The organism is Pseudoflavonifractor phocaeensis (assembly GCF_021531375.1).
In the GTDB taxonomy this organism is placed as follows: domain Bacteria; phylum Bacillota; class Clostridia; order Oscillospirales; family Oscillospiraceae; genus Lawsonibacter; species Lawsonibacter phocaeensis_B.
In genome coordinates, this window is sequence record NZ_JADYTU010000025.1 from 1 (window position 1) to 23,596 (window position 23,596).

The 23,596-nt window shown below is 54.3% G+C and carries 29 protein-coding genes, 1 tRNA gene and 2 pseudogenes; 9 read left to right on the plus strand and 23 right to left on the minus strand.

Features of this window, described 5'->3' with window-relative positions; all coding sequences use genetic code 11:
* A partial coding sequence (locus I6E39_RS08535) for an AbrB/MazE/SpoVT family DNA-binding domain-containing protein (protein ID WP_235381214.1) occupies window positions 1-134 on the minus strand: 134 nt, incomplete at its 3' end.
* 284 nt (window positions 135-418) lie between these two features.
* Here I6E39_RS08535 and I6E39_RS08540 point away from each other — a divergent pair.
* Window positions 419-495: transfer RNA gene (locus I6E39_RS08540), tRNA-Pro, on the plus strand.
* Window positions 496-775: 280 nt separating this feature from the next.
* Window positions 776-1,681: a DUF2935 domain-containing protein gene (locus tag I6E39_RS08545; protein ID WP_235381181.1), complete on the plus strand. Its 906-nt coding sequence runs from the start codon at window positions 776-778 to the stop codon at window positions 1,679-1,681.
* 106 nt (window positions 1,682-1,787) lie between these two features.
* Here I6E39_RS08545 and I6E39_RS08550 read toward each other — a convergent pair whose 3' ends face one another.
* From I6E39_RS08550 to I6E39_RS08570, 5 genes are read right to left on the minus strand one after another with little or no spacing between them, the layout of a single operon-like run.
* Window positions 1,788-2,615 (minus strand): TrmH family RNA methyltransferase, encoded by an 828-nt coding sequence (locus I6E39_RS08550; protein WP_235381182.1) that lies wholly within the window; start codon window positions 2,613-2,615, stop codon window positions 1,788-1,790.
* A 21-nt stretch (window positions 2,616-2,636) separates the two neighbouring features.
* Window positions 2,637-2,792 carry a peptide deformylase gene (locus tag I6E39_RS08555; RefSeq protein ID WP_235381183.1) on the minus strand — a complete coding sequence of 52 codons (156 nt, stop codon included), beginning with the start codon at window positions 2,790-2,792 and terminating at the stop codon, window positions 2,637-2,639.
* An 18-nt stretch (window positions 2,793-2,810) separates the two neighbouring features.
* Window positions 2,811-3,512, minus strand: a complete 702-nt coding sequence (locus I6E39_RS08560) for an alpha/beta hydrolase (RefSeq protein ID WP_235381184.1) — start codon at window positions 3,510-3,512, stop codon at window positions 2,811-2,813.
* 43 nt (window positions 3,513-3,555) lie between these two features.
* A complete protein-coding gene (cutA, locus tag I6E39_RS08565; RefSeq protein ID WP_235381185.1) occupies window positions 3,556-3,888 on the minus strand; it encodes a divalent cation tolerance protein CutA in 333 nt (110 codons plus the stop codon).
* Window positions 3,881-4,123, minus strand: coding sequence for a hypothetical protein (locus I6E39_RS08570; RefSeq protein WP_235381186.1), 243 nt, complete (start codon window positions 4,121-4,123; stop codon window positions 3,881-3,883). Before I6E39_RS08570 ends, cutA begins: the two co-directional genes overlap by 8 nt.
* A gap of 318 nt (window positions 4,124-4,441) precedes the next feature.
* Here I6E39_RS08570 and I6E39_RS08575 point away from each other — a divergent pair, with 318 nt between their 5' ends.
* Together I6E39_RS08575 and I6E39_RS08580 are read left to right on the plus strand one after the other, a co-directional pair.
* On the plus strand, window positions 4,442-4,681 hold the full coding sequence (locus I6E39_RS08575) for a heavy-metal-associated domain-containing protein (protein ID WP_235381187.1): 240 nt from the start codon (window positions 4,442-4,444) through the stop codon (window positions 4,679-4,681).
* Between the two features lie 164 nt (window positions 4,682-4,845).
* A pseudogene (locus I6E39_RS08580) lies at window positions 4,846-5,262 on the plus strand (transposase); the annotation flags it as partial.
* A 227-nt stretch (window positions 5,263-5,489) separates the two neighbouring features.
* Here I6E39_RS08580 and I6E39_RS08585 read toward each other — a convergent pair.
* The 7 genes from I6E39_RS08585 to I6E39_RS08615 all read right to left on the minus strand — a co-directional run bounded on the left by I6E39_RS08585 (window position 5,490) and on the right by I6E39_RS08615 (window position 9,294).
* Entirely contained in the window at window positions 5,490-5,891 is a 402-nt protein-coding gene (locus tag I6E39_RS08585) for an arsenate reductase ArsC (protein WP_235381188.1), read from the minus strand.
* A 19-nt stretch (window positions 5,892-5,910) separates the two neighbouring features.
* Window positions 5,911-6,348, minus strand: a complete 438-nt coding sequence (locus I6E39_RS08590; protein ID WP_235381189.1) for a C-GCAxxG-C-C family protein — start codon at window positions 6,346-6,348, stop codon at window positions 5,911-5,913.
* 134 nt (window positions 6,349-6,482) lie between these two features.
* Window positions 6,483-6,890, minus strand: a complete 408-nt coding sequence (locus I6E39_RS08595; protein ID WP_235381190.1) for a thioredoxin family protein — start codon at window positions 6,888-6,890, stop codon at window positions 6,483-6,485.
* Between the two features lie 13 nt (window positions 6,891-6,903).
* Window positions 6,904-7,917 carry a permease gene (locus I6E39_RS08600; RefSeq protein ID WP_235381215.1) on the minus strand — a complete coding sequence of 338 codons (1,014 nt, stop codon included), beginning with the start codon at window positions 7,915-7,917 and terminating at the stop codon, window positions 6,904-6,906.
* A gap of 89 nt (window positions 7,918-8,006) precedes the next feature.
* On the minus strand, window positions 8,007-8,321 hold the full coding sequence (locus I6E39_RS08605) for an ArsR/SmtB family transcription factor (RefSeq protein ID WP_235381191.1): 315 nt from the start codon (window positions 8,319-8,321) through the stop codon (window positions 8,007-8,009).
* Window positions 8,322-8,516: 195 nt separating this feature from the next.
* Window positions 8,517-8,837 (minus strand): MerR family transcriptional regulator, encoded by a 321-nt coding sequence (locus tag I6E39_RS08610; RefSeq protein WP_268842259.1) that lies wholly within the window; start codon window positions 8,835-8,837, stop codon window positions 8,517-8,519.
* Window positions 8,818-9,294 carry a helix-turn-helix domain-containing protein gene (locus I6E39_RS08615; RefSeq protein WP_235381193.1) on the minus strand — a complete coding sequence of 159 codons (477 nt, stop codon included), beginning with the start codon at window positions 9,292-9,294 and terminating at the stop codon, window positions 8,818-8,820. Before I6E39_RS08615 ends, I6E39_RS08610 begins: the two co-directional genes overlap by 20 nt.
* Window positions 9,295-9,458: 164 nt before the next feature.
* On the opposite strand from I6E39_RS08615, the gene I6E39_RS08620 reads away from it, so the two are divergent.
* On the plus strand, window positions 9,459-10,445 hold the full coding sequence (locus I6E39_RS08620) for a helix-turn-helix transcriptional regulator (protein WP_235381194.1): 987 nt from the start codon (window positions 9,459-9,461) through the stop codon (window positions 10,443-10,445).
* Between the two features lie 193 nt (window positions 10,446-10,638).
* Window positions 10,639-11,457 carry an SWIM zinc finger family protein gene (locus I6E39_RS08625; RefSeq protein WP_235381195.1) on the plus strand — a complete coding sequence of 273 codons (819 nt, stop codon included), beginning with the start codon at window positions 10,639-10,641 and terminating at the stop codon, window positions 11,455-11,457.
* A gap of 159 nt (window positions 11,458-11,616) precedes the next feature.
* Here I6E39_RS08625 and I6E39_RS08630 read toward each other — a convergent pair whose 3' ends face one another.
* The 10 genes and pseudogenes from I6E39_RS08630 to I6E39_RS08675 all read right to left on the minus strand — a co-directional run bounded on the left by I6E39_RS08630 (window position 11,617) and on the right by I6E39_RS08675 (window position 22,044).
* The gene (locus I6E39_RS08630; protein ID WP_235381196.1) at window positions 11,617-12,669 is read right to left on the minus strand and encodes a DUF4352 domain-containing protein; all 1,053 of its coding nucleotides are present in this window, start codon (window positions 12,667-12,669) and stop codon (window positions 11,617-11,619) included.
* Window positions 12,670-12,765: 96 nt separating this feature from the next.
* The gene (locus tag I6E39_RS08635) at window positions 12,766-13,347 is read right to left on the minus strand and encodes a patatin-like phospholipase family protein (protein ID WP_235381197.1); all 582 of its coding nucleotides are present in this window, start codon (window positions 13,345-13,347) and stop codon (window positions 12,766-12,768) included.
* Window positions 13,348-13,501: 154 nt separating this feature from the next.
* Window positions 13,502-14,092 (minus strand): TetR/AcrR family transcriptional regulator, encoded by a 591-nt coding sequence (locus I6E39_RS08640; protein ID WP_235381198.1) that lies wholly within the window; start codon window positions 14,090-14,092, stop codon window positions 13,502-13,504.
* A 145-nt stretch (window positions 14,093-14,237) separates the two neighbouring features.
* Window positions 14,238-15,101, minus strand: a complete 864-nt coding sequence (locus I6E39_RS08645; RefSeq protein ID WP_235381199.1) for a DegV family protein — start codon at window positions 15,099-15,101, stop codon at window positions 14,238-14,240.
* Window positions 15,102-15,117: 16 nt separating this feature from the next.
* The gene (locus I6E39_RS08650) at window positions 15,118-16,005 is read right to left on the minus strand and encodes a DegV family protein (protein ID WP_235381200.1); all 888 of its coding nucleotides are present in this window, start codon (window positions 16,003-16,005) and stop codon (window positions 15,118-15,120) included.
* A gap of 118 nt (window positions 16,006-16,123) precedes the next feature.
* Window positions 16,124-17,029: pseudogene (locus tag I6E39_RS08655) on the minus strand (radical SAM protein); the annotation flags it as partial.
* Between the two features lie 213 nt (window positions 17,030-17,242).
* Entirely contained in the window at window positions 17,243-18,670 is a 1,428-nt protein-coding gene (locus I6E39_RS08660) for an MATE family efflux transporter (RefSeq protein ID WP_235381201.1), read from the minus strand.
* Window positions 18,671-18,719: 49 nt separating this feature from the next.
* A complete protein-coding gene (locus tag I6E39_RS08665) occupies window positions 18,720-20,048 on the minus strand; it encodes a sodium-dependent transporter (protein WP_235381202.1) in 1,329 nt (442 codons plus the stop codon).
* A 341-nt stretch (window positions 20,049-20,389) separates the two neighbouring features.
* Window positions 20,390-21,598: a diaminopropionate ammonia-lyase gene (gene dpaL, locus I6E39_RS08670; RefSeq protein WP_235381203.1), complete on the minus strand. Its 1,209-nt coding sequence runs from the start codon at window positions 21,596-21,598 to the stop codon at window positions 20,390-20,392.
* Window positions 21,599-21,645: 47 nt separating this feature from the next.
* Complete coding sequence (locus tag I6E39_RS08675; RefSeq protein WP_235381204.1) at window positions 21,646-22,044, minus strand: hypothetical protein; 399 nt, start codon at window positions 22,042-22,044, stop codon at window positions 21,646-21,648.
* Window positions 22,045-22,284: 240 nt separating this feature from the next.
* On the opposite strand from I6E39_RS08675, the gene I6E39_RS08680 reads away from it, so the two are divergent.
* The 3 genes from I6E39_RS08680 to I6E39_RS08690 all read left to right on the plus strand — a co-directional run bounded on the left by I6E39_RS08680 (window position 22,285) and on the right by I6E39_RS08690 (window position 23,393).
* Window positions 22,285-22,455 carry a hypothetical protein gene (locus I6E39_RS08680; RefSeq protein ID WP_235381205.1) on the plus strand — a complete coding sequence of 57 codons (171 nt, stop codon included), beginning with the start codon at window positions 22,285-22,287 and terminating at the stop codon, window positions 22,453-22,455.
* Window positions 22,452-22,943 (plus strand): hypothetical protein, encoded by a 492-nt coding sequence (locus I6E39_RS08685; RefSeq protein WP_235381206.1) that lies wholly within the window; start codon window positions 22,452-22,454, stop codon window positions 22,941-22,943. The genes I6E39_RS08680 and I6E39_RS08685 overlap by 4 nt, the downstream gene beginning before the upstream one ends.
* A gap of 156 nt (window positions 22,944-23,099) precedes the next feature.
* Window positions 23,100-23,393 carry a restriction endonuclease gene (locus I6E39_RS08690; RefSeq protein WP_338127128.1) on the plus strand — a complete coding sequence of 98 codons (294 nt, stop codon included), beginning with the start codon at window positions 23,100-23,102 and terminating at the stop codon, window positions 23,391-23,393.
* The last annotated feature ends 203 nt before the right edge of the window (window positions 23,394-23,596 follow it).

Sequence of the window (23,596 nt, forward strand, 5' to 3'; positions counted from 1 at the left end):
ATCACTCCGCCGTCCTTGTCCGTGTAGATCTCCAGCGGGTCGCCTTCCCGGATCCGCATGGTGCGACGGATCTCCTTGGGGATCACAACCCGGCCCAGGTCATCGATCCGTCGCACGATCCCTGTTGCTTTCATATTACAAATCCCTCCAGTGGCACTGTATTTTGGTAAGCAAAACCTAGTATCCGCAGGAATTGGATGGCTATGCAGGATTTTGTCTGGGTTTGTTTTCCGGCCGCTTTATTCCCCTTAAATCGGCACATTCATAGTCAAAATATACTTATTTCCTTGTTCTAAAACAAATTAATTTGGATGAAATGTCGAAAAGATTTTTTTTGCAAAAAAGACTTGCTTTTTTCCTATTCCCATGTTATTATGTACAAGCTGTTTGGAACGCACGACACAAATCCAAAGAGTATCCGGGTGTGGCGAAGTTTGGTATCGCGCTTGAATGGGGTTCAAGAGGCCCTGAGTTCGAATCTCAGCACTCGGACCAATCGGAGAGTCCCTATGGACTCTCCGATTTTTTATTTCTCAAGGTCCCTCAGAGCTCCACAATCGAAAAATCAAAACCTGTACTCTGTAAGGAGTACAGGTTTTTTCTATTCTTTGGCCGCTCCCGCTCTGGCACTGTCAGGCGGGCACACTCATGGAGTCGTCGTCCATTGGGCGACAATTCATCACAACCTGGACTCCTCCTCCCAACCGGCGAACCTGCTTCACGCTCCGCACATATACTGTTTTAGCCCGCATTGTCATGAGGAGGAATAATTGTTATGGATCGAACTCAGGATTATATCGCAGACTCGTTGGAACTGCATCTGTTCTTTGCCCGTATCATGAAGGAACACGCCTTCTTTTTAAAGGTAGGCTTTCTGCCGCCCAATACCAACCTTGCCAAAGAGGGCGAGCTCTTTCTGCGGCAATTTGAAGGGCTGCTCTCCCGAGCGATCGCATTGAGTGACCGGGTTGTTCGCTGCTGTGTGCTGGATTCCGGAGAGCTCTTCACCGAGTTTACCGACCGCGCCGAATGTCAAACCCAGCGTTTGACTGGCACCATGATTGATTCCGGGCTGACCGCGCGCACGATGCGTCTGAAGGGCCGCGACTGTAACGCGGAGTTGTGCGTTTCACAAGACCTAGCCCAGCAGGTGCGGCGGCTGAACCGGGACGGCCTGCGGCTGGTGGAGCGTCTGATCACCTTTAAAGAGCGGCTTTTGTGCGGTGTCAATTCGTGCAGTTTGTTTACCTCGAATTATCCTCTGTTCATTGAGCATATCCTGCGCGAGGCCCGTCTCTACCGCGCCCACCTGATGCGGCTGGAGGGTCTGGCACGTTGCAGCGGTCAGGAGCTTCGAGACAGCGAGCTGTTCTGGAATCGAATCATGATGGAACACGCTCTTTTCATCCGCGGCCTGCTCGACCCCAGCGAAGATGCGCTCATCAATACCGCCGATGATTTCGCTGCGGATTATAAACGTCTGCTTGACGCCTCCGCGTCAGCCAATGACAAAACCATGCGAAATTGCAGCGCCCTTGACCTGACCCAGAAATTCCGCGATTTCAAGCGTACCGGCGTGGAAGGCATCGAAGCCTGCCAGATCCGTTCCCTCATTCTCCCGCTGCTTGCCGACCACGTCCTGCGCGAGGCCAATCATTATATTCGTCTGCTGGAGGCCTGAGCCCCAGGGGCGCGTCCCTCCGGAGGCCAGCCCTCCCCTTGCTCCAAAGGTGAGCCCGACGGGCTCACCTTTTTGTTGCGATCATCGGGCGCGCCGCTCCCCGCTGTCACCGGGCCCGAAGCTGCCAGAAGGCCACCGCGCTGGCCGCGGCCACGTTTAAAGAGTCCACGCCGTGGGACATGGGGATACACACGGTATAATCACAGTGGGCAATGGTGCTCTTGGCCAGTCCGTCCCCCTCCGTCCCCAGCACGATGGCCAGCTTTTCCTCCCCGCGCAGCCGCGGATCTTCCACGCTGACAGCCGTATCGCTCAGCGCCATGGCCGCGGTCTTAAAGCCCATCGCCCTCAGCCGCTCAAGTCCCGGCTGGGGCCACTCCGAGGCGTCCTCTCCGATGCGGGTCCAGGGGATCTGGAAGACGGTACCCATGCTGACCCGCACCGCCCGGCGATACAGCGGATCGCTGCAGGAAGGCGTGACCAGCACGGCGTCCATGCTCAGCGCCGCGGCCGAGCGGAAAATGGCGCCGATATTGGTGGAGTCCACGATGCCCTCCAGCACCACCACCCGGCGGGCATTGGCGCACAGCTCCTCAACACCGGGCAGCTTGGGGCGCCGCATGGCGCACAGTACGCCCCGGGTCAGCTGGTAGCCCGTCAGCCCCGCCAGCAGGTCCCGGTCCGCGGTGTAGACGGGAACGTCCCCGCAGCGGGCGATGATGTCCCGGGCCGGTCCGTCGATCTGTCTGCGCTCCATCAAAAGGGAAAGAGGCTGGTACCCGGCGTCCAGGGCGTGCCCGATCACCTTGGCGCTCTCCGCAATAAAAACGCCCTTCGACGGCTCCCGCCGGGCGCGCAGCTGCCCCTCTGTCAGTCGGGCAAAGACGTCCAGCTCGGGCGAGGCAAAGTCGGTTATCTCGATGATGTTAGCCATAGCGTTCTCCTTTTGCCGCCCTCAAATGACGATTCCCTCGCAGTGGTCCACCTCATGCCGGATGATCTGGGCCGTCCAGCCGTTGATAGTCTTGAAGCGCACTTGGAATTTCTCATTCTGGTACTGCGCCTTCTTTTGTGCGAGAACGGTCTCGTCTTTCATAATCTCCCGTACCATCGTGCGTCCCGCTTCCTCCTATGTATGTTCTCTCTCCCAGCGGGCCAGGACCTCCAGCTGCTCCGGCGTGTGGAACCAGTGCTCGCCATCTTCCATCACGGTCAACTCACAGCCGAAGCGGCGGACAAAGCGGTCTACCGTCTCCCGCCCGGTCAAACCGTCCCGCCCGGCGTACAGAATGGCGGTGGGAGTGTTCCAATCCGTGATAGGATGGGCCTGGGCATATTGGAGATACCGCCAGGATAGGGTCTCACCGAATTCGGTGGGGATCTCCCCCGCCTCCTCCAACCGTTCCCGGCTGACCCCCGCCCAGCCCATCATGTCCCGGATGAGCCGCTCCATGTCCAGCACCGGCGAAACGAAGAGGGCCTTGTCCAGCTGCTCTTTACCGAACGCCAGCAGGGCGAACCAGGCGCCCAGACTGGTGCAGCGCAGGGCGACCTGTTTCCAGCGCGTCCGCGCGTAGGCCAAAAGCTGTTCCAGTTCCGGCACTATGTCCCAGGGAACGAAGTCCTCCGTTGAATCCTGCCGCTCCCCGTGCCGCGGCAGGTCCATGGCCAGCACCTGGGCGCCCCCGGGGCAGACGATCCGTGCGAAGGCCTCCGCCTCCTCCTTACAGCCGCACTTGCCATGGAGGTACAGCCAAACCTTTGGGGCCGGCTCGCCGTACAGCACGGCGGGGATACTGCCAAACGGCAATCGGAATGTAATTTCCCTCATCACTGTGCTCCTCCATCATCCGCTCAGACGGATCAGGCCCGCCTCAAAAGCTCGTCCGGTGCAGGGGGATCACATTGACGACCGGCTCCTCGTAGGGGTGGACGTTTTTCACCGCTTCGACCGTCTTGTCCACCTGTTCAGTACGGCAGGTGACCTCCACCTTCAGTTCCGGTTCCTCGCTGATCTCGCCGACGCTCCCCAGATAAGGGTTCGTCCCCGCCAGGGGCCGCCAGCAGCCGATGACGGGGCTGTAAGACAGGCAGCAGTCGTAATTGCCGATATGTCCGGCATCCACTTTTTGCAAAGCCTCCTGCAGGGCGGCCAGGTGGGTCTCCGGGATGAAGATCTCCAGCTTACAGTATGGAAACTCAGCCATTGGGGCCTCCCATCTCGTCCAGCAGGTCCAAGATCTCGTCGGCCAGATCCTCCAGTTCCTCATGCTGGTCGCCCCAGGCTTCGTATTCCTCGCTGGCCATATCCTCCGGCTCCCGCTCATCCAGTTGGTCGATCCGCGCCCGGACGGCCTTCAGATAGTCCAGCAGCTCTTCCCTGCTCATATCGTCCAGTTCGGGCTCCTGCGCGTATTTGCTGAAATCAATGATGTCGGCCATAGCCGCGCCTCCAATCAAACGCTCCCCGCGCCATCGTGCCGCGGATATGCGCTTCCTAATTCTGTCATTACGACGGGCCGCTGAGGAACTTGCTGGTATGCAAGTCGCCGCACTCATAAAAAAGCCGCATGGATACTCCCACACGGCTGCCTTGGCGGCATTCAGACCCACCGTCGATTTATTATAGTCCAGGAGGCGATAAATTACAAGGATAGGAACCCTGCCTACCGCATGGCGGACACAGCGCCAGCTCTCATATTTTTAAGCCCCGGTCATAAAGACAAAAATTTCACTCATACTAATGCCGAGGTGATCCTTATGGCAAAAGCGAGCGTCTACTTTACCCTGGACAATCTTGACGGCAAGCATGATGGAAAGGCGATCAAGCGGGAGCTGGATACTTTGCCCGGGGTGCTTTCCGTCAGCGTCAACCCCAGTGCCCATCGCGTTGCTGAGGATTTTGATACCACAGGCGTCCAAAGCGACCGCATTGGACAGCAGCTTGAAAAAATGGGCTGCGAAATCATGGACTCTAAAACGGAAGACCACATCATGTAGGAGGCAGAGAGATGCCGAAAGACAGTCAGCCGGACCCCAAGCAGGTCCGAAACGAAAAGGCGCATGGGCAGACGCCCCTGACCCGAGAAAATCAGAATCAAAACCGAAACGCCAAGAAGCAATCCATCCCAAATCATGACGTATAGCAGCGGGGCAGCCGCATCAAGGTCCATTCCTACAAGGACTTGAAAGCACTCATGGCGGATCTGAAGGCGATTTACGCTGCGGTAGATGAGCCTACCGCTTTGGACGCACTGGACACCTTTGCTGAGCGATGGGACAAGAAATACCCCAAAATTTCTCAGTCCTGGCGGGATAATTGGCCCAATCTGAGTACCTACTTCAAGTATCCCCAGGAGGTTCGCCGTCTGATCTATACGACCAACACCATTGAGGGCTTCAACCGTCAGCTTCGGAAGGTGACCAAGGCAAAATCCGTGTTCCCCACCGATGACAGCCTACTGAAAATGCTGTATCTGGCCATGATTGATATCACAAAGAAATGGACTGGCCGGAAACAGGATTGGAGCATGATTCATGCTCAGCTGGCAGTATTTTTTGCTGATCGTATGCCGGAATAACCTGCTGCATACCGGCATGTCAAGGGTCAAGATGAACGGCACCTTCGCAGACGGCCTTTCCGTGGTTCTTGCTGTCTGCGGCTGTTTATGCGGGCAGGAAAGCCCCCGCCGAGTGAAATTCAACGGGGGCCTGCCGCTCTTTGCAGCTTGATGGTAACTTTTGCCGGCAGCTTGGTCCACAGTCTTTCTCCTGGACGGCTCAACCTGTGCGCCGCCATACTCAAAAATCAAACCGAACTATAACGCCAAGCGGTTTTCATATCACGGATTCGTTTTTCTATGAGGCGGATCGTTTTCACAAACTCATCATCGCTTTTGCCCGTGGGATCATCCAGGCCCCAGTCCTCCCTGTACGCGCAAGGAAGCATGGGGCACTGAACATTACAGCCCATGGTGATCACGATATCCACCGGCGGGATCTCGGAAAGCAGTTTGCTGTTCTGCGTTTTTTCCATGTCAATACCGTGGAGCTGTTTCATCAGACGAACAGCATCCTGATTGATTTGCGGCTTTGTTTCTGTCCCGGCGGAATAGCTTTCAAAGACATCGCCTGCCATTTTTTTGCACAGCGCCTCTGCGATCTGGCTGCGGCAAGAATTGTGAACGCAGATAAATGCTACTTTTTTCATTTCAGAGCTCTCTTTTAACCTATGTATTTATCATATCTTCCACTATTTTTGCCGCAGACTGAACCATTCTCGGGCAAAATTCTGTAAACAACTTCTTTTCCAATGCAGTTGTTCTTCCTTCCTCTGTTGCTAAATCACAGTCCAATAATTCTTTACACAGATAAGAACCATTTGCTTTTTTGAATTCATTCATAAATCTATCAGTCGCCTCGTTTGTTTTCAACCGACTATCCAAATCTTCCTCATTGCTCTGACCATATTTCAATCCCAGGACCATTAATGCTCCTGTGCAGGCACCACATACTTCTCCTTTTCTCATTCCACTTCCGAAACATGCTCCTATTTTTAGTGCCTGCTCTTCTGTCATCCCAAACTCTTCAGCAAAGGCTGCGAACACAGCTTGCGAACAATAAAATTTCCTTCCAAATAATTCGTTCGCTTTTTCTACATGTGTCATAATTTCACTCCGTTCTTTCTTACCAATGTTTTGACAAATAAAGAGTTATCGTTCTTGATCATTCTACCATATCTCACCGATTGGCAAAAATGCTGGAGTTAAGCGCGCCAACACCTTCCGTAAAATCAGGACTTTCAGAATCCCAGCTTGTGGAGCAGCTTCTCCACATCGGCGGCCTTTAAGACTTTACCCATGGAGGCCACCTTCTCGTTGACCACGATGGCGGGCATACTCATGACGCCGTAGCCCATGACCTGCTCCATATCGGTGATATACTCCACCTCCATGTCCAGGCCCAGCGCCTTGACAGCGGCCTTTGCGTTCTCATACTGCTCATGGCAGGATTTGCAGCCCGCGCCCAGGACCTTGATGCAGCAGATCCCGTTTACAGGGGTGCCGCAGCAATATCCATCCGATTCTCCCACCTTGGAAACCGAGCTGCAGCAGTCAGCAGTCGCTTCGTTTGGGCCTTCTGCGCTGCCGCAGCGGCAGGCGGGGGCTTTTTTCTCTTCTTTTTTCCTTTCAAAATTGAACAGCGCCATGATAATACCTCCATTAAATAATAATCCTTTGAATTGCGTTAAAAAAGTAGCCGACCACAATAATCCCGACTGTGCAGACTGCAACGAAAATACCCAGCAGCCTCGGCTTGACTGCTTTGCGGAGCATGATCATTGAAGGCAGGGACAAGGTGGTGACGCCCATCATAAAGGACAGCACCACGCCCAGCTGTGCTCCCTTCGCCAGCAGTGCCTCCGCGATGGGAATCGTGCCGAAGATGTCGGCGTACATGGGAACGCCGGCGATGGTGGCGATGATCACTCCGAAGGGGTTGCCGGTTCCGAGCACTTTTACAATCCATTCTTCGGGAATCCAGTTGTGGATGAAGGCACCGATGCCAACGCCGATCAGCACATAGGGCGCCACCTTTTTTGCTGTGGATACCACCTGTTCCCAGGCGTACTGGATGCGATCCTTGAAATGCAGCTCCTCCTGGGGCACGTCGATGGCTCGACCATTACGGATAAACTCCTCCACCTGCTCCTCCAGGTGCAGCTTTTCAATGAGCGTGCCGCCCACCACCGCGATGACCAACCCCAGCGCCACATAGACGATGGCGACCTTCCATCCGAAAATGCTCATCAGCAGCACCAGGCTGCCCAGGTCCACCATGGGGGAGGAAATCAGAAAAGAAAATGTGACGCCCAGGGGCAGCCCAGCGCTGGTGAAGCCAATGAACAGTGGGATAGACGAACAGGAGCAGAACGGCGTCACTGTGCCAAGAAGTGCTGCGATGCAGTTTGCGCCGATTCCGTGGAAGCGGCCAAGGATCTTCTTCGTACGCTCCGGCGGGAAGTAACTTTGAATGTAGGAGATGATCAAAATCAAAACACCCAGCAGGACCATGATTTTAATCACATCGTAGAAAAAGAATTGGATGCTTCCGCCCACTTTGCTTGCGGGGTCTAACCCGCAGGCTTCCACGGCGCTGCCGATCTGGCGGCTCAGCCATTTCATACCCAGGACTTCGTTCTGAAAAAAGTCCCACCCAGCTTGTAATGCTTGCATCATTCTTTCCTCGCCTCACAATTAAATCAAAAAAATTCGATTTGATGTGCCTGTAAAAAGCCATCTCCACATGGGGATGGCCTTTTCCTTCATTTGCAGCAGTTTTCGCATCCGTCACTGTTTTCCGTAACCGCTGTGATTTCTTTCAGCAGCTCGATGGCTTTTTCGCTGCCCTGTCTGCTGATTTGATAATGGGTCCACTTTCCCTCTTCCCGGCTCGTGACGATGCCGGAGTCACAGAGGATCTTCATGTGATAAGAAAGGGACGACTGGGGCATATCCATTTCTTCAATCAGAACGCAGGCGCACTTCTCGCCGCTGTGCAGCAGTTCCAGGATACGCTGCCGCCGTTCGTCGCAGAGTGCCTTGAACACCTTTGCCCGATCCTCGTATCCCGTTGCCATAGACTCACCTCAAATCAACTTTTCTGGATCTCAGTATATTGATCAAATTGAAAAATGTCAATATGTATTTTGTGATTTGCGCAGCTATTCCGGAGATATCAGCCCCCGGCCTAGCTCTTGGAACCGAAATTGCGCTTCTTTCCATCCACATCTGCCGCATTTTCTCATAGCACTTATCCCTAAAGCTTCAATTTGTCAACTTTTTATCCGCACCAAGTCTGCTGGGATTGTTCCAGAAGCTCTGCCCGCTTTAGCCTCAAGTGGACGCTCTATCATGTCTTTTTGCCCACAGCAGTCGAGCCTTTCGCCGATGGCCAATAGCCCAAAGCCCGTATCTTTCAGGGCTGTGATTCTGCCGGCGACGGGGAGCTGGTTTTCGTTGTTATAGCGGCAGCCAGGCTCCGGGCCGATTTTGACAGGACGCAGGAATCCCATCTCATCATAATGGCGCAGCATACGAATACGGACTCTGGACAGGTTTGAAAACTCTCTGATTTTAACATGGAATCCCTCCAGATCTGTCGGTTCTTGAGCTCACCATCATGGAAAGTGAGGTGGAAAGCAGCAGCTTTCTCGCCTTCTCCATACGGATATTGGTCAGATAGGCCAGGAAATTCACGCCGATCTCGCTCTTGAACAGCTGGCTGATATATTGGGGGTTCAAATGAAACTGTTCGGCCAAAATGGAGGGACTGATTTCCTCTGCCAGATGCTCCTGGAGATACCTTGTAATGCCGGTAATGGTCCGCTCCTCCTGTTTCTCCGGTTCCGCCGCAGCCGATACCCGCTGCTCAAACAGGGAGATCTTCAGATTGTTGATGCAGGTGCCGAACTCGTCGTAATCCACCGGCTTCAAAATTAGGTACACAACCAGCACCATGGTCCCGATAAACAGCCGGTGCAGAATATCGTTTAAGAGCAGTGGCACGGTGTCCAGGTGGTTCACCGTATAGATTGTCGCGGCATCAAACATCAAGTGGATCAGCGTAACAATGCAGTTACCTCTGAAAACAGCAAGCCGGTCATTTCATATTTTGGAAAAAACTGCTATACTGGTACTGTTAGTAAGACAGGGTATTGATTCTGACGACAGGGACAGGCACCACCATGTACTGACATAGAAAGGACTGCAAACATATGGCTCGTTCTTCTTATCAGAAACTCAAACCGCTCTACATCATGAAGTACCTCCTGCAGAACACCGACGAAGATCATCTCGTTACTGTCAACCAGATTATCAGCTATCTGGAAGCCCAGGGCATCTCCGCCGAGCGCAAGAGCATTTACAGCGACATCGAAGCCCTGCAGTATTTTGGCCTCGACATTGAGCAGGCCGGGTCTGGCCGCTCCTGCGGGTACTACGTCGCCCACCGGAATTTTGAGCTTCCGGAGCTGAAGCTGCTGGTGGACAGCGTCCAGTCCTCCAAGTTCATCACCCACAAGAAAACAGTCTCGTTGATCAAGAAGATTGAGACACTGGCAAGCGTCCATGAGGCCCAGCGTCTCAATCGTCAGGTTTTCGTAAAAAACAGGATCAAGACCATGAACGAGTCTATTTATTATAACGTAGATGAGATCCATAACGGCATCTCGAAAAACAAGAAGATCCGTTTTCTCTATTTCGAGTACAATGTTCAAAAGGAACGCCAGTACCGCAGAAACGGAGCATACTACGTCGTCAGTCCCTTTGCCCTGACGTGGGATGACGAGAATTACTACATGGTCGCCTACGATTCGGACGCCGCTATGATCAAGCATTACCGTGTGGATAAGATGGAGAAGATCTCCATTCTGGAGGAAGACCGGGACGGTCTGGAGGCCTATCAGGCGCTGGACATGGCGGTCTACGCCCGAAAAACCTTCGGTATGTTCACCGGGCAGGAGGAGCAGGTGGTTCTCCGGTTTGAAAACCACCTGGTGGGCGCCGTCCTGGACCGGCTGGGGCGGGATGTCTTTATCATCCCGGATGGGCCTGAACATTTCACCGTCCGGACGGATGTGATCGTCAGTCCGCAGTTCTTCGCCTGGGTTCTTGGCTTTGGATCAAGCGCCCAGATGATCGGTCCCAAGCCGATTGTAGATAAAATGCGGGAACATATCCAGTCAGTTGCAGCGCTATACTGAATCGTTTCTTTTCAAATCGGCAAAACCTGTCCGTTTTATGGGACAGGTTTTGTTTTATACTGATACCATCAAAGGATCAGGAGGTATTCAGAATGCTTGGTGCCATTGCTTTTGCAATTCTTTACCTGCCTCTCAGCGTTATTTTTGCTCTCACCAAGAAGTATCGCTGAACCTGACTGAAGGAGGGATTTCGATGCTCCATCGTATTGGATTTGCCTTATGTTCAGATGAACCTGTTTCTCAAAGCATTCCTTCGGCCGCTTCCCCAAAAGAAGTGGAGCCAAGAAAGTCTGTCGTCCGAATTCACTTTCCCACCCGGAATATGACTCTGTCCTACTACAACGATGCATTCGATCTCAAGGTTGGTGACATTGTCTATGTAGACGGGAAGCTTGAAGGGCTTCGCGGCCGCGTGGTAGATATCACCTACAACTTCAAGATCAAGCTGTCCGATTATAAACGTGTGATCAGCGTGGCGGACACAGAAGTCAAGGGTGAGTTTTTCTTCGCCGGGTCCCATTTTGTCACCTTCGATCCCACGGTGCTGCCCTATTCCAAGGTCATTTCCTGGTTCAAGGCGCCGGATAAAGGGGATGACATCTATGCTTCCGGCAAGGATGATTCCGGTTTCAATCTGAATGACCTTTCGACTATGGAGATCAGCCATGATGTTGCTGAGCGCGGCCATAACTATTACATGGAAAGCCGCGTGCGGTACATCTGTCTCGATGGTACCAAAGGCCGAGCGATCGTGGATGGTACCCAGATCTATGAGCTGGAATTTGAATATCAGAATGATGAAATCCGTAATCTGACCTGCAGCTGTTTCTGCAGCTACCCCTGTAAGCACGAGTTCGCTGCCATGCTTCAGCTCCGGGAAACTCTGAAACTCATCACAAAGAACTATGAGGCGCAGTATCAAGCGAGCAACTATTTTGCTGCGGTTTTCAAAGGTACTCTCATGAGTATTGCAGTTGACGGAAAAGAAACCGGCAGCATTCTCCTTGGATAATCGTAACAGCGGTCCTCTCCTACTGCATGTTGAGAGGACCGCTGCATTTTTTCGTCGAAGTGGAAGGATAAGAACAGCCGGGCCGTTACCCCTGATGGTAACAGCCCGGCTGTTGTAAATATGATGCAAGCCGAATGGTGAGGATTTCACATCAGGCTATTATTTTGCATACAGTCGGTAGCCATCCCCGGTGCCGGCTTTCAGGACAGACAGGCAGTAGTCGGCAGAGTCCGCGGGTACATTGTAGACGAAGACGCCGCTCTTAGCTATATTGGGAGCCAGATCCGTATAGCAGAACGTCTCATCATAGTACCACAGAGCACCGGCGTACGGATCGTAGTTCCTTCCCTGGCTATCTGTCAGGACGAGGTCATTGTCGAAATTCATGGTGTCTTTCGTAATGTTCTCAATCACAACGGAGAAGACCACAAACTTCGTACCGTCCTGAGCCACCTCCGGATCCAAGTATTCTGTAGTCAGCTCGTTCTTTTCTTCACATCCGGTGATGCAGATTTTAATCGTGGCAAGCTCCACTTCCTGGCCAAGCGGCACATCATGCCAAGCCGTGTTTTCCGGAGCTTCCTCGCTACTGTCATCTTCAAATGCTTCGCCGAACCCCTCAAAAGCGCTTGCGATGTTGCTGGTCAAAATATTGGTAATCGCCTCTTCCGCCCCATCTGTAAAGGCTGCGATCTTCCAATCTCCGTTCACTTTGACGCAGTTGAACGTGACATCTGCAGAAGCGGTTCCAGTTTCCATGGACTCCGCCTTCTCCATAAAGATATTGCTGAACAGCTCCTCTATCTGCGCGTCATCGGCCCCGCTGAAGGCAAGGGCAAATGCCTGCGTGATGTACTCACCCAGCGCTGAGGTAATGACCGGGCCGGCATCCACATAGGTGAACGAGACAGGAACGGCAGCACGCTCGCCGTCTACTTTCGGCTCTCCAATCTTGTAGGTCATCTTCGAAGCGCATTCCTTGAGATAGGTCATGACTTGCTCGGACGAGAGGTCTTCCTCCATCTCCCCATCGTCATAGGGATCTTCCAGATCCTCCGAGCCGTTTTCCATGCAGGTGGCGGCTTTTTCAAAGTCAAATGCCTGAATGGCGCCGCAGAAGGTTGTCACAACGGTATCCGGCTTACTTCCGGAGCATCCGACGAGAGACAACGCAAGGAGCAATGCAAGTGCAAGCGATACTACTCTTTTCATTTCCAAACCATCCTTTCTGTATTGCTGGGGCATCTCCATCCCCATGTCAGTTTGGATTATAACTCAATTCCTGTCCAATAGAACGGACAAGCGCAGTCACTTTTGTGATCTCTTGCCTTGTTTGCTGTTCCAGTTCCCGAATGCCTTTACATTCTCAGGTTCCTTGCAGCATATCTGTATTTCTTTCATACTTTGGAACCTCCGCCTTGAGTGTCTCCTGTTCAAAGGATGACATACGAACGGGATAGCCGAGGACGCCTTCAGGATGCTGTAATCGTCCTGCTTCATGTTGGTCTTATCAAAATACCGGACTTCTCCTGTCTGTGCGTTGGATGCCACAATGCGCAGCTCAATGGGGCTATGGATGATTGCCTGATAGTCCAGCGGATTTTCACCGTCGGAATTGCTCAAAGTTTCACACACATAATCCAAATCAAGGTAAGAGTGCTTGAAAATGAAATTGTGCAGGCTCATGTACTCCTTCCGAAAGGGATAATCGGTATAAAACGGGTAATTTCGTTTGTTCTGCCCTGCGATATAGGCGGAAATATTTGCGCTGCCGGCGGAGACGCCGATACAGAGATCGAACTGGACACGATTGTCCAGGCAATAGTCAAAAACCCCCGCCGCATATACGCCCCGCAGACCGCCTCCCACGTCTACAACACCGATTTTCATTTCCTGTCCCCCCCGTCCTCCTTATGCTATATTCCAAATAAAAAGGCCCGGTCAGGCCGATGGAATCCCTCTTTCCATGACCATAACCGGGCGCACCCGACATCTTCCCATTCGACAGCATCATTGCGATGATGTGTCCTCCGATGACCAGTATTCAGTTTTCCGCCGTCTCAGCCTGGCCGGCGGCCTGATTCCCGGCATTGGCTTCCAGCATTCGGCGGGTATTACCCAGCATCAGCCGCTGCGCCCGCTCCAAAAAGTCCACCGGTTCCCCTTTCATCCCCCGGCGGAGCCAGTCCAGCAGCATTCCCACAAACATGGATTGATAGGAAAAGCAAATAAACCGCAGGTCCTCTTCCGAGGCATCCAGCCCTTCCGCCGCCGCGCGGACATAGTCCAGAAACAAGCCTTCCGTGGCCTGGAACAGGTATTGCGTCAGGATACTGTGGTTGATGGAGTGGTAAATGTGGTAGACCCGCTTGCGGTTTTGGGAGATATGGGTAAAAATTGCCCGCAGATCATCGTACCAGGTATCCCCGGGGCGGTGCTTTGTCTGGAGCTTCTGTATTTCCTGCTTGAATAATGCTTCCAGCAAAGCGTACACATCGCCGTAGTGGTAATAAAATGTGTTGCGGCTGATCCCACATTCCGTAATAATGTCCCGGACGGTGATCTTGTCCAACGGCATCTGATCCAAAAGCCGGACAAAGGCGTCCATAATCGCTTTCTCGGTAAACTGTGCCATATTGCTCGTCTTTCTCTATGTTTCTATTTACCATCAGTATAGAGGAATCCGGCTAAAATGACAAGTTTTTCCGTCAAGGAAGGCCGCGGCAGCTCCAGTATTCACACATTATGACATCTGTTCATAGGGCAATGTGAGCATGTTTCTACAATGAAGAAATCCGCTTGCTGACAGCCATGCCAAAGGCCCCGGGTCCCACATGGCACCCAATACTGAATGCCAGGGGATCATAGCGGATGTCTCTGCCGGGAAACGCGCTGCGGGCCATGTCGATCCATTCTTTCTCCTCAGCCCTGCTGAGGAAGCTGCCGGCCGCGCCGATGACAAACGGGTCGCCGCTCTTTCGGTACTTCTCTACCCACACCTTGAGTTCCTCGATCACCCGGCGTTTACATCCCTTTGTGCCCCGCGCCTTCGCGCAGGCCTCCAAAAACTCTCCCCGGATCTGCAACAACGGCTTGATTTGGAGCAGCGTCCCCATTTTCGCCACGGTTGGCGTGATCCGGCCCCCTTTTTTGAGAAATTCCAGGGTGTCCACGCCGATGTAAATGATGGTGTCCGGCGCCGTCTTTTCCAGCGCAAGCTTGATCTTTTCGGTGGTCCATCCGCTGGCCGCCAGCTCCAGCGCATCCAGAACGGCATACCTCTGCGGGACAGAGACGGAATGATGATTAGCGACCTGGACTCTTCCGTTATACTCCGCCGACAGAGAGAGCGCCGTTTGGTAAGATGTGCTCAATCCGCTGGACATGGGGACATAGACGAGCTCGTCATACTGCTCCAGAATGCTATCCCACATCTCCAATACATCGCCGGGAGAGGGCTGGGAGGTAGATACAGCTCTCCCCTCCAGCATGAAGCGGTAGAACTCCTCATGGGACAAGTTGACCCCTTCGTAATAGGTACTTCCATCAATCAAGACGGGCATCGGCATTACATAGACGCCCAGCTTTTTCCCTTCCTTCACAGAGATCCCGCTGTTGGTATCGGTCATGATCGCAACTTTCATACACACCTCTCAAGTATCAGTCTGTTCTGGCTGTTCCCCAGAAAAACAGGGCAACGGTACCCGGACCGGTATGGCTGCCGATGGTTGTCCCAATGCTGTTGATCTCCACGGGACCATTCAGCTTTGGAAACCGTGCTTCCACCAGATCGGACACCTGACGGGCGTCCTCATAGCAGCCAGAATGGGACATATAGCATTTCCCGCTGTAATCCAGGACGTCATCCGCATACAACTCCATCTTGTCCACGATGGCCTGAATGACCCGCTTCTTGGAGCGGATCTTTTCCCGTGGGATGAGCTTCCCGTCCGCGCTCACATTCAAAAGCGGGCAAATGCCAAGCATACTGCCCACCGTCCCAGCGGTTTTGGAAATACGCCCCCCCTTGATGTAGAAGGACAGGTCTGTGGAAAAGAACCAGTGGTGTACTCTCAGCTTGTTCTCTTCCGCCCATTCGTAAAGTGCCTCAAGTTCCATGCCGCTGTCCCGCAGATCCGCCAGCTTGTCCATCAGAAGTCCGCAGCCGGAGGAAGCAGCCAGCGAGTCGACCAGATAAATCTTTCTCTCTGGATACTTTTCCTCCAGATTCTCCTTTGCCATGCGGGCGGAGTTGATGACGCCGGTGATTCCGGAGGACAGGCAGAGATACAGAACATCTTTTCCGTCCTTCAAAAACGGCTCGAAGTATTCCTCAAACTCATAGGCATTGATCTGTGCCGTTCTGGTCTCCGCGCCGGCGGCCATCGCCGCATAAAACTGGTCGTATGGGATCGTCCGGCCCAAATCATCCCGGTACGGTTTCCCATCCAGTTCAAAGGGATAGCAGATATAGGAAATATCACGGTCCTCAAAATGCTGAGGTGTCACGTCTGCGGTGGAACCACAGCTTAAAATATAGTTGTGCATGAAACGCTCCTTTACACACATAACGTCCATCCAAGCCGCCGCAGAGCGATTCTGCGGCAGCTTGGTGATCATAACGGCTCAATAGGATGGACTTTCACTCCGCCTGACAGGACGTCCATTATTTCCCTTCGTGGCCGGTACAGCCGGCACACCCATGGCTGCAGGCCCACAGGCGGTCCGCCGCGGGCTTCCACTTCTCCGCCTTCTCGCGGCACTTCTCAGACAGGTCGTGAACATCTTCAGGGAACTGCATATCCGTGGAGTGGGCGCCGGACTTCTCCACCATGGCTGCCAGGGCGCCGGGATTGTCCAGCAGCGGGCAGGGCCGCAGCAGGTTGTCGCTGAAGGGCTGCCCGGCCCGGTAGGCCATGAACAGCGGAGACTGGAAGGCTTCAATCAGCGTTTTTTCCTTGATGTTGGAATCGGAATAGTGGATGAAGGCGCAGGGCTCAATGTCGCCGTTGGCGTTGATATGTAAGTAGTTGCGCCCGGCGGCGATACAGCCGCCTACGAACTCGCCGTCGTTCCAGAAGTCCATGGTGAACAAGGGCTTGGTCTTGCGGAAAGCCCGTACCTGACGGTACATGAATTCCCGCTGCTCTGCCGTGGCTATCAGATTGGTGGGGGCGCCGTTGCCCACAGGCATATAGGTGAAGATCCAGCAGAACTTAGCACCCATCTCCACCATCCAGTCGAAGTATTCCTCGCTACCGATCATCTCCACATTCTGAGAGGTGTAGCAACAGGATAGGCCAAAGGGCAGTTTCTTCCGGTGCAGCAGCTCCATGGCGGCTTTCACCCGGGCGAAGGTGCCCTGGCCCCGGCGGAAGTCCGTTCCTTCCTCAAAGCCCTCCACGGAGATGGCGGGCACGAAATTGCCCACCCGCAGCATCTCGTCGGCAAAGGCCTCGTCGATGAGGGTGCCGTTGGTAAAGGAGAGGAACACGCAGTCATTGTGCCGTTCGCAGAGGGCGATGATGTCCTTCTTTCGCATCAGCGGCTCACCGCCAGAGTAGATGAACATAGCCTAACTCTATCGAGGAGTTTTTTATTTGTCTACTTTTCTCCTCGCTATAAGCTCTTTTTTTCACTGGCAGAGCCAGTGGTTGCCTTCGTTAAGACAACTAAAAACAGGGCGTCTCTCCACAAGAGAGGCGCCCTGTTGCCGTTATCATCTCGCCCGGCAGAATGCCGGTGCTGTCTCCTCAAAAAGTGGCAGCACCGCTTCCCGGAATTTTCACCGCTCTGCCCGTTTCTCTTGCGCAGGGTGCAGCCCCTCCACGGACAGACAGGCTTCCTGTCCCGCGCCCCGCACTCTGGCATATGTCCGCTTCCGGATCAGCAAGAAAAACAGGATGTGCGCGGCTCCGGTGATGATCCAGGTCACTGGGTAGGAGAAATAAAGAGTCGCTGGACTGCGGAACAAGGGGAACACCGTGGCCACCCAAATCAGCCGCAGGCCGCAGGCTCCCACCAGGGAGACCACCATGGGGACCACCGAATAGCCGATGCCCCGGAGAACTCCCACCATTGTATCCATCACCCCGCAGATGAAATAGGGGCAGGCAATGAACCCCAGGCGAAGCACTGCCTGGGCGACCACATCCGGCTCCCCCGGAGCATAGATGGCGGCCAGCTCCCAGCCAAAGAAGTAGGCCAGATTCCCCAGCACCAGACCGGTAAACGTGACAAATCCGATGCATTCCAGCGCCACTTTGTCCACCCGCCGGGTCTTGCCCGCGCCGTAATTCTGCCCCACAAAGGTGATAGCCGCCTGGTGGAAGGCGTTCATGCCCACATAAACAAAGCTCTCGATATTGGCAGACGCCGCGGAACCCGCCACGATGACCGGATCATTGAAGGAGTTCAGCGAAGACTGGATCACCACATTAGACAGTGAGAACAGCACGCCCTGGAAGCCGGCAGGCAGACCCACCTCCAGGATGCGGCGGACCACCGGCCACTCCAGCCGCAGCTTTTTCAAATCCAGGTGCAGCGGCCCCTGCTCCCTCATCAAGCACCGCAGTACCAGCAGAGCGGAGACATACTGAGAGATGACGGTGGCCAGACCGACGCCAGCCACGTCCATATGCAGCACCACAACGAAAAACAGGTTCAGCGCCACATTGATAACGCCGGCGGTGGTCAGGTAATACAGGGGCCGTCTGGTGTCTCCCTGGGCCCGCAGGATAGCCGCCCCGAAATTATAGAAAATGTTGGCGGGCATCCCAAAGAAATAGATCCGCAAATAGACGGTGGCCAGATCAATGACGTCGGTAGGCGAGGACATCCACACCAAAAGCCGGCGCACCATCACCACGCCGAAGATCATCATCACCACACCGCTGAGCAGGGCCAGCGCGACCGAGGTGTGGACGCTGCGGCGCACATTGTCGTTGCGCCCCGCGCCCAAGTCCCTGGCCACCACCACATTGGTACCCACGGACAGGCCCACAAACAGGTTGATCATCAGGTTGATCAACGAGGTGTTGGACCCTACCGCCGCCAGAGCCTCCGTGCCCGCGAACCGGCCCACCACCACGATGTCCGCCGCGTTGAACAGCAGCTGGAGCATACTGGAGGCCATAAGGGGCAAGGCAAACAGCAGGATCTTATTCCACAGCGGGCCGCTGCACATATCAATCTGGTATAGTCGTTTCTGCATACAGTCAAACCGCCTTCATCCCGGCTCCCGGGCCCAAGGTCCGGATCGGTCAGCCGATTCCCTTATAGACGAAGCCCAGGATCACCACAAGAATGGTAAGGGGAACGTAGACATACTTTCCCACCGCGCCGAACATGGCGCTCAGAGGCTTCTCGCGGCCTGTCTGAAGCTCCTGACGGAGCTTGGGCCAGCCCAGTACATAATAGACGGAGACAGCCCCCAGCACCGCGCCGATGGGGACCACCACAATGGTAATAAAGTCCATCCAGGTTCCTACCCGGGCCTCGGCCTCCATAAAGATGCCCACGCCCAAGGTCAGGCCAGTGCAGATCAGCACCGCGGCCTTGCGGCCCAGCCCGAAATGGCTCTGCCAGCTCTCAATCACCGCCTCGAACATGTTGATGAGGGAAGTGATGCCGGCAAAGAGGACGGAGACAAAAAAGAACACCGCGAACATACGGCCCATGGGCATCTGCTGGAACACCGTGGGCAGGGTGATGAACATGAGAGAGGGGCCCCGGCCCGCATCCAGACCATAGGCAAAGACAGCGGGCATGATAGCCAGACCGGCCAGCATGGCGGCCATGGTATCAAAGACAGCGGTGCGTATGGAGGCTTTCGGGATGTCCTCTCCCTTATCCAGATAGGCGCCGTAGACGATCATGCCGGAGCCGGTGATGGACAGGGTGAAGAAGGCCTGACCCATGGCCATGACCCAGGTATCCACCTCCAGCAGCTTGGACCAGTCAGGCACGAACAGGAAGCGGTAGCCCTCCCCCGCGCCAGGCAGGAACGCCACCCAGACCGCCAGCGCCAGAAACAGCACATAGAACAGGGGCATCAGGACCTTGCTCACCTTCTCGATACCGGCGGTGACGCCGAACATCAGGATCAGGCAGACCGCCAGGACCACAACCGTGTGCCACAGGGGGTTTCCCAATTCCACCGCGGCCGCCTGGAAAAACTCAGCAGGCTCCGCCGTCATCAGGGTGCCGGTCAGAGATCCCACCAGGCTGTTCAGCACCCAGCCCAGAATGACCGCATAGCCGATGGCGATGCCCAGGGAGCCCATCAGGGGGATCCAACTCAAAACGCTGCCCAACTTTTTCTTTCCCCGGGACTCAAAGCAGTACTCATAGGCGCCGATGGTGCCCGTCCCCGCCAGCCGGCCAATGCCGAATTCAGCGGACAGGCCCACCCAGCCGAAGAGGAACACAAAAAACAGATAGGGGATCAGGAACGCCGCCCCGCCATACTGGCCCAGGCGGTAGGGAAACAGCCAGATATTGCCCAGGCCCACCGCCGAGCCCACGCAGGCAATCACAAAACCGAGGGAGGAAGTAAAGCTTCCGTTCCGATGGGTATGATTTCCAGACATAAAAACCTCCATATTGCTTCCAGATCTTTTTGTTGGTGTCAGACGCTGCGGGTCCGGTGCCGGACACAGAAAACGGCCCGAATTCCATTATACCGGCCCGCGCGGAGGCCACAATTTCATTCAGACCGCTGTTTACGTCATATTATACCATGAACCACGGGAAAAACAAGCGTATCCGTCAGATTCTTCCCAATTTATTCCCGCAGCCGGCCGGTCAGCCTCTGCCGCCCGCATATGCGTCCCGGCCCGGCCAGCCAGAAAACGTCTCCCATGGGGCACAAGCCGCTCCGGCAGACCGGCCCAGGCCCCACGGGAGATATTTCGTTTCCTTCAGGTGCAGGTCACAGGTCCGGTGCGGAATACTTTCCCCTCCAGACGATGTCCCGATAGTTCCGGCGGTCCGTGGCCCCCTCCGTACTGATGAAGAGCAGTCTGGAATTCTCGTTCAGCTTCAGCCGGTTTTTCAGCTCCGCCAGCTCCGGGTCCATCAGCAGATTCATCGCGCAGCCAAAGGCGGAGGCGCCGCTCTCCCCCGACACCACCGGCCCGTCGCCAGGGACGGGGGCGGCCAGGATCCGCATCCCGTCCGCCGCCGCGTAGTCCGGGCAGCTCAGGCAGGCGTCGGCACAGTCCCGCAGGACCTCCCAGCCAATGGTACAGGGCTCCCCGCAGGCCAGTCCCGCCATGATGGTATCCATATCTCCGGTAACCGGGTGGAGCTTGCCATCCCCCGCCCGGGCGGTGCGAAAGATGCAGTTTGCCTTCTGGGGTTCGACGACGACCGTCATGGGGCGGTGGGCCCCATAATAATTGGCGAAAAAGCCTGCCATGGCCGCTGCCATGCTGCCCACTCCCGCCTGCAGGAACAGGTGAGTGGGCGGCTGCTCCATCTGACCGGCCATCTCGTAGCCCATGGTCATGTAGCCCTGCATGATCCAGGTGGGGATCTGGGTATAGCCCTCCCAGGCTGTGTCCTGCATCAGCACCCATCCCTCCCGGTCCGCCGCCTCCCGGGCCAGCCGGACCGCTTGGTCGTAATTCCCGTCGATGATGTCGGCCCGCGCCCCCTCGGCCCGGATGTTCTCCAGCCGCTCCAGTGCGCTGCCCCTCGGCATATAGACCACGGACTTCTGCCCCAGCTGTCTGGCCGTCCAGGCCACGCCCCGGCCGTGGTTGCCATCGGTGGCAGTGACGAAGGTGATGTCCCCCACCGCTGTTCGGGTCTCCGGACTCACTGCCCGGGAAAAGGTCATCTCCCCCGGCTCCACGCCCAGCCGCTGGGCCAGATACCGGCCCGCCGCGTAGCTGGCCCCCAGGGCCTTGAACGCGTTCAAGCCGAAGCGGAAGCTCTCATCCTTCACTTGGATGGACTCCACCCCCAGCTGCCGGGCCAGATGCTCCAGCGATACCAGCGGTGTCTCCCGGTAGGCGGCGCAGCTGCGGTGGAACCGGCAGACTTCCGCCGCCTGTTCTACACTCAGAAAACCCAGATCGGTCTTGGGTCCCCGTCCGGGTACGATCATCTCCAGTTCAAATCTCTCCCGCTCCATGGACGCGCTCCTTTCAAATCTGAATGAAACAGCTCTTCACAAGCCCATTATGCGCGTGACAAAAGAACCACTGTCTCAACTTCTCCGCCTGTACTGCTGACAAACAACACTCCACTTTCTCCGTCATAGGTCACTGGAAAGGTAAAGTGGATGGTTTTGATCAGATGGCCGTCGGCGTGTTTGCCCTTGTAGATTTCAATGGAGGAAATCATTGCCCGCAGAAGCTCTTTCTTGTCCTCCGGAGCCATGGCATCGTAGTATTTGCTGAAGCCCTCCAGCATTTCAAAAATGGACTCTTTTGTCATGGCCGATTTCTGCACCATGGCAATTTCAGCATTGACTTCATCCAGTCTCGTCTGTGCGTCATCCAGTTTGTCGTATATATCATCTAACACACGGTTCAGACTGTCAACCCTTTTCTCATAGTGCTTGTCATCCACGTCCAATTCCGATAGTCTCTTTTCGGTTTGTACGAGATTGCTTCCGTATTTATTGTACTCGGCTTCTATGTTCTCCCGTTTCTTTTTTAGCAGTGCAATCCTGCTCTCGCAGCCATGCTGGGTGGCGCAGATGAAAATAAGTCCGAGAAGGCTCCTAAGGTGGTCAAGGAGAAGAGAGCACACGACCCTCGGAAAGCAAATCCGCGGGCGTATGAGAGAAACCGTGGTCGAGGTGGCGCAAAGCCCATGTCTTATTACCTTCCTCCCGACCTTATTAAGCTGCTCAACATCAAGGCGGCACAGGAAGATAAGAACAAATCCGAGCTGGTCATCGAAGGACTTCGGTGGGTTCTGCGTGAAGAACTGAAAGAGGCCAACCGTAAGGCGAAAGCCGAAAGTGTAGGTGAATCTGCATGACGGGAGTGGCTGAGTATCTGGAGTACAGCAATCAAGGAAATACCCGTCGCAAGTTTCTAAAGGAACAGCTTATGATGCAAGACCACAATCTGTTCTGCTATTCCAACAACCTCCTGTTACTCGACCCTAAACGTGGTTATGAGAAGCAGTGGGAAAGCGCTATGGAAAAGGTGCGTCTGGTGACACAGATGTTCAACGAACTCCCTGATGAGCGTGGTTGTTGTGCTTTTGTTGGACGCATTTTGGAGTGGGTTCATTGTGATGCTGATTGGTTCGTGAAGTTCGAGGTTGTAAGTCCTGAACGCTCCCTTAGACAGTCTTCTATCCTGTACTTCTTCAAGATTTCTGACGAGTTGGAACGGGAGTGGCAACACACCTATGACGGTAGGATGAAAGAGCGAACAGATGCTGAACTTCCCACACTCGTTAAGGCAAAGGTGAAAAAAGCCTGCATCTATGGACTTGAGTGTGTAGACCAATGGGATTAAGGAGGCAGACATGACCAAAGAAGATAAAGTAGAAGAGTTCCTGCGAACTGTCGAAAAGAACAAACTCGGTATGGAGGATACTTTCAAGTTCGGCTGTAAGCAGTGTGGAGCCTGTACGATAAGGCAGGACAGCCCTTCAACGGTATCTATGCTGATATGTTCGAGGAAGAATACGCTGATGTCGTGGAAAAACTGCCCGATGGGTTCTACATCTCTACTCCTGTTGGTCATTACAACCCCGACTGGGCTATTGCGTTCTATGAGAACAATATCAAGCACATCTATTTCGTGGCAGAAACAAAGGATTCTATGAACTCTATGCAGCTGCGACTGATTGAGGAATCCAAGATTCACTGTGCCAGAGAGCATTTTAAGGCAATTAGTAACGGCAATGTTGTTTATGATGTGGTGGACAGCTATCAGTCTTTGTTGAATAAGGTTATGCGGTAATCGCCGAGCACAACAAACCAATAAAACGTTAAAAATTGGATCCAGAGCATGCTCTGGATCCAATTTTATCGTTGCTCCAAAAATTTTTATTTTATCGTTTGCTGTGAGTTTTCAATGCGCAGGGACATAAATGGGTTGTCGAGGGACTTTGAAAATCAAAAATTGGACATATAAATTGAGAGAAAAACGGTATATATATTGAG

Coding starts and splice junctions, on each gene's coding strand:
- I6E39_RS08545 (WP_235381181.1), top strand. CDS start 776: ATGGATCGAACTCAGGATTATATCGCAGACTCGTTGGAACTGCATCTG.
- I6E39_RS08550 (WP_235381182.1), bottom strand. CDS start 2,615: ATGGCTAACATCATCGAGATAACCGACTTTGCCTCGCCCGAGCTGGAC.
- I6E39_RS08555 (WP_235381183.1), bottom strand. CDS start 2,792: ATGGTACGGGAGATTATGAAAGACGAGACCGTTCTCGCACAAAAGAAG.
- I6E39_RS08560 (WP_235381184.1), bottom strand. CDS start 3,512: ATGAGGGAAATTACATTCCGATTGCCGTTTGGCAGTATCCCCGCCGTG.
- cutA (WP_235381185.1), bottom strand. CDS start 3,888: ATGGCTGAGTTTCCATACTGTAAGCTGGAGATCTTCATCCCGGAGACC.
- I6E39_RS08570 (WP_235381186.1), bottom strand. CDS start 4,123: ATGGCCGACATCATTGATTTCAGCAAATACGCGCAGGAGCCCGAACTG.
- I6E39_RS08575 (WP_235381187.1), top strand. CDS start 4,442: ATGGCAAAAGCGAGCGTCTACTTTACCCTGGACAATCTTGACGGCAAG.
- I6E39_RS08585 (WP_235381188.1), bottom strand. CDS start 5,891: ATGAAAAAAGTAGCATTTATCTGCGTTCACAATTCTTGCCGCAGCCAG.
- I6E39_RS08590 (WP_235381189.1), bottom strand. CDS start 6,348: ATGACACATGTAGAAAAAGCGAACGAATTATTTGGAAGGAAATTTTAT.
- I6E39_RS08595 (WP_235381190.1), bottom strand. CDS start 6,890: ATGGCGCTGTTCAATTTTGAAAGGAAAAAAGAAGAGAAAAAAGCCCCC.
- I6E39_RS08600 (WP_235381215.1), bottom strand. CDS start 7,917: ATGCAAGCATTACAAGCTGGGTGGGACTTTTTTCAGAACGAAGTCCTG.
- I6E39_RS08605 (WP_235381191.1), bottom strand. CDS start 8,321: ATGGCAACGGGATACGAGGATCGGGCAAAGGTGTTCAAGGCACTCTGC.
- I6E39_RS08615 (WP_235381193.1), bottom strand. CDS start 9,294: ATGTTTGATGCCGCGACAATCTATACGGTGAACCACCTGGACACCGTG.
- I6E39_RS08620 (WP_235381194.1), top strand. CDS start 9,459: ATGGCTCGTTCTTCTTATCAGAAACTCAAACCGCTCTACATCATGAAG.
- I6E39_RS08625 (WP_235381195.1), top strand. CDS start 10,639: ATGCTCCATCGTATTGGATTTGCCTTATGTTCAGATGAACCTGTTTCT.
- I6E39_RS08630 (WP_235381196.1), bottom strand. CDS start 12,669: ATGAAAAGAGTAGTATCGCTTGCACTTGCATTGCTCCTTGCGTTGTCT.
- I6E39_RS08635 (WP_235381197.1), bottom strand. CDS start 13,347: ATGAAAATCGGTGTTGTAGACGTGGGAGGCGGTCTGCGGGGCGTATAT.
- I6E39_RS08640 (WP_235381198.1), bottom strand. CDS start 14,092: ATGGCACAGTTTACCGAGAAAGCGATTATGGACGCCTTTGTCCGGCTT.
- I6E39_RS08645 (WP_235381199.1), bottom strand. CDS start 15,101: ATGAAAGTTGCGATCATGACCGATACCAACAGCGGGATCTCTGTGAAG.
- I6E39_RS08650 (WP_235381200.1), bottom strand. CDS start 16,005: ATGCACAACTATATTTTAAGCTGTGGTTCCACCGCAGACGTGACACCT.
- I6E39_RS08660 (WP_235381201.1), bottom strand. CDS start 18,670: ATGCAGAAACGACTATACCAGATTGATATGTGCAGCGGCCCGCTGTGG.
- I6E39_RS08665 (WP_235381202.1), bottom strand. CDS start 20,048: ATGTCTGGAAATCATACCCATCGGAACGGAAGCTTTACTTCCTCCCTC.
- dpaL (WP_235381203.1), bottom strand. CDS start 21,598: ATGGAGCGGGAGAGATTTGAACTGGAGATGATCGTACCCGGACGGGGA.
- I6E39_RS08680 (WP_235381205.1), top strand. CDS start 22,285: ATGTCTTATTACCTTCCTCCCGACCTTATTAAGCTGCTCAACATCAAG.
- I6E39_RS08685 (WP_235381206.1), top strand. CDS start 22,452: ATGACGGGAGTGGCTGAGTATCTGGAGTACAGCAATCAAGGAAATACC.
- I6E39_RS08690 (WP_338127128.1), top strand. CDS start 23,100: ATGTTCGAGGAAGAATACGCTGATGTCGTGGAAAAACTGCCCGATGGG.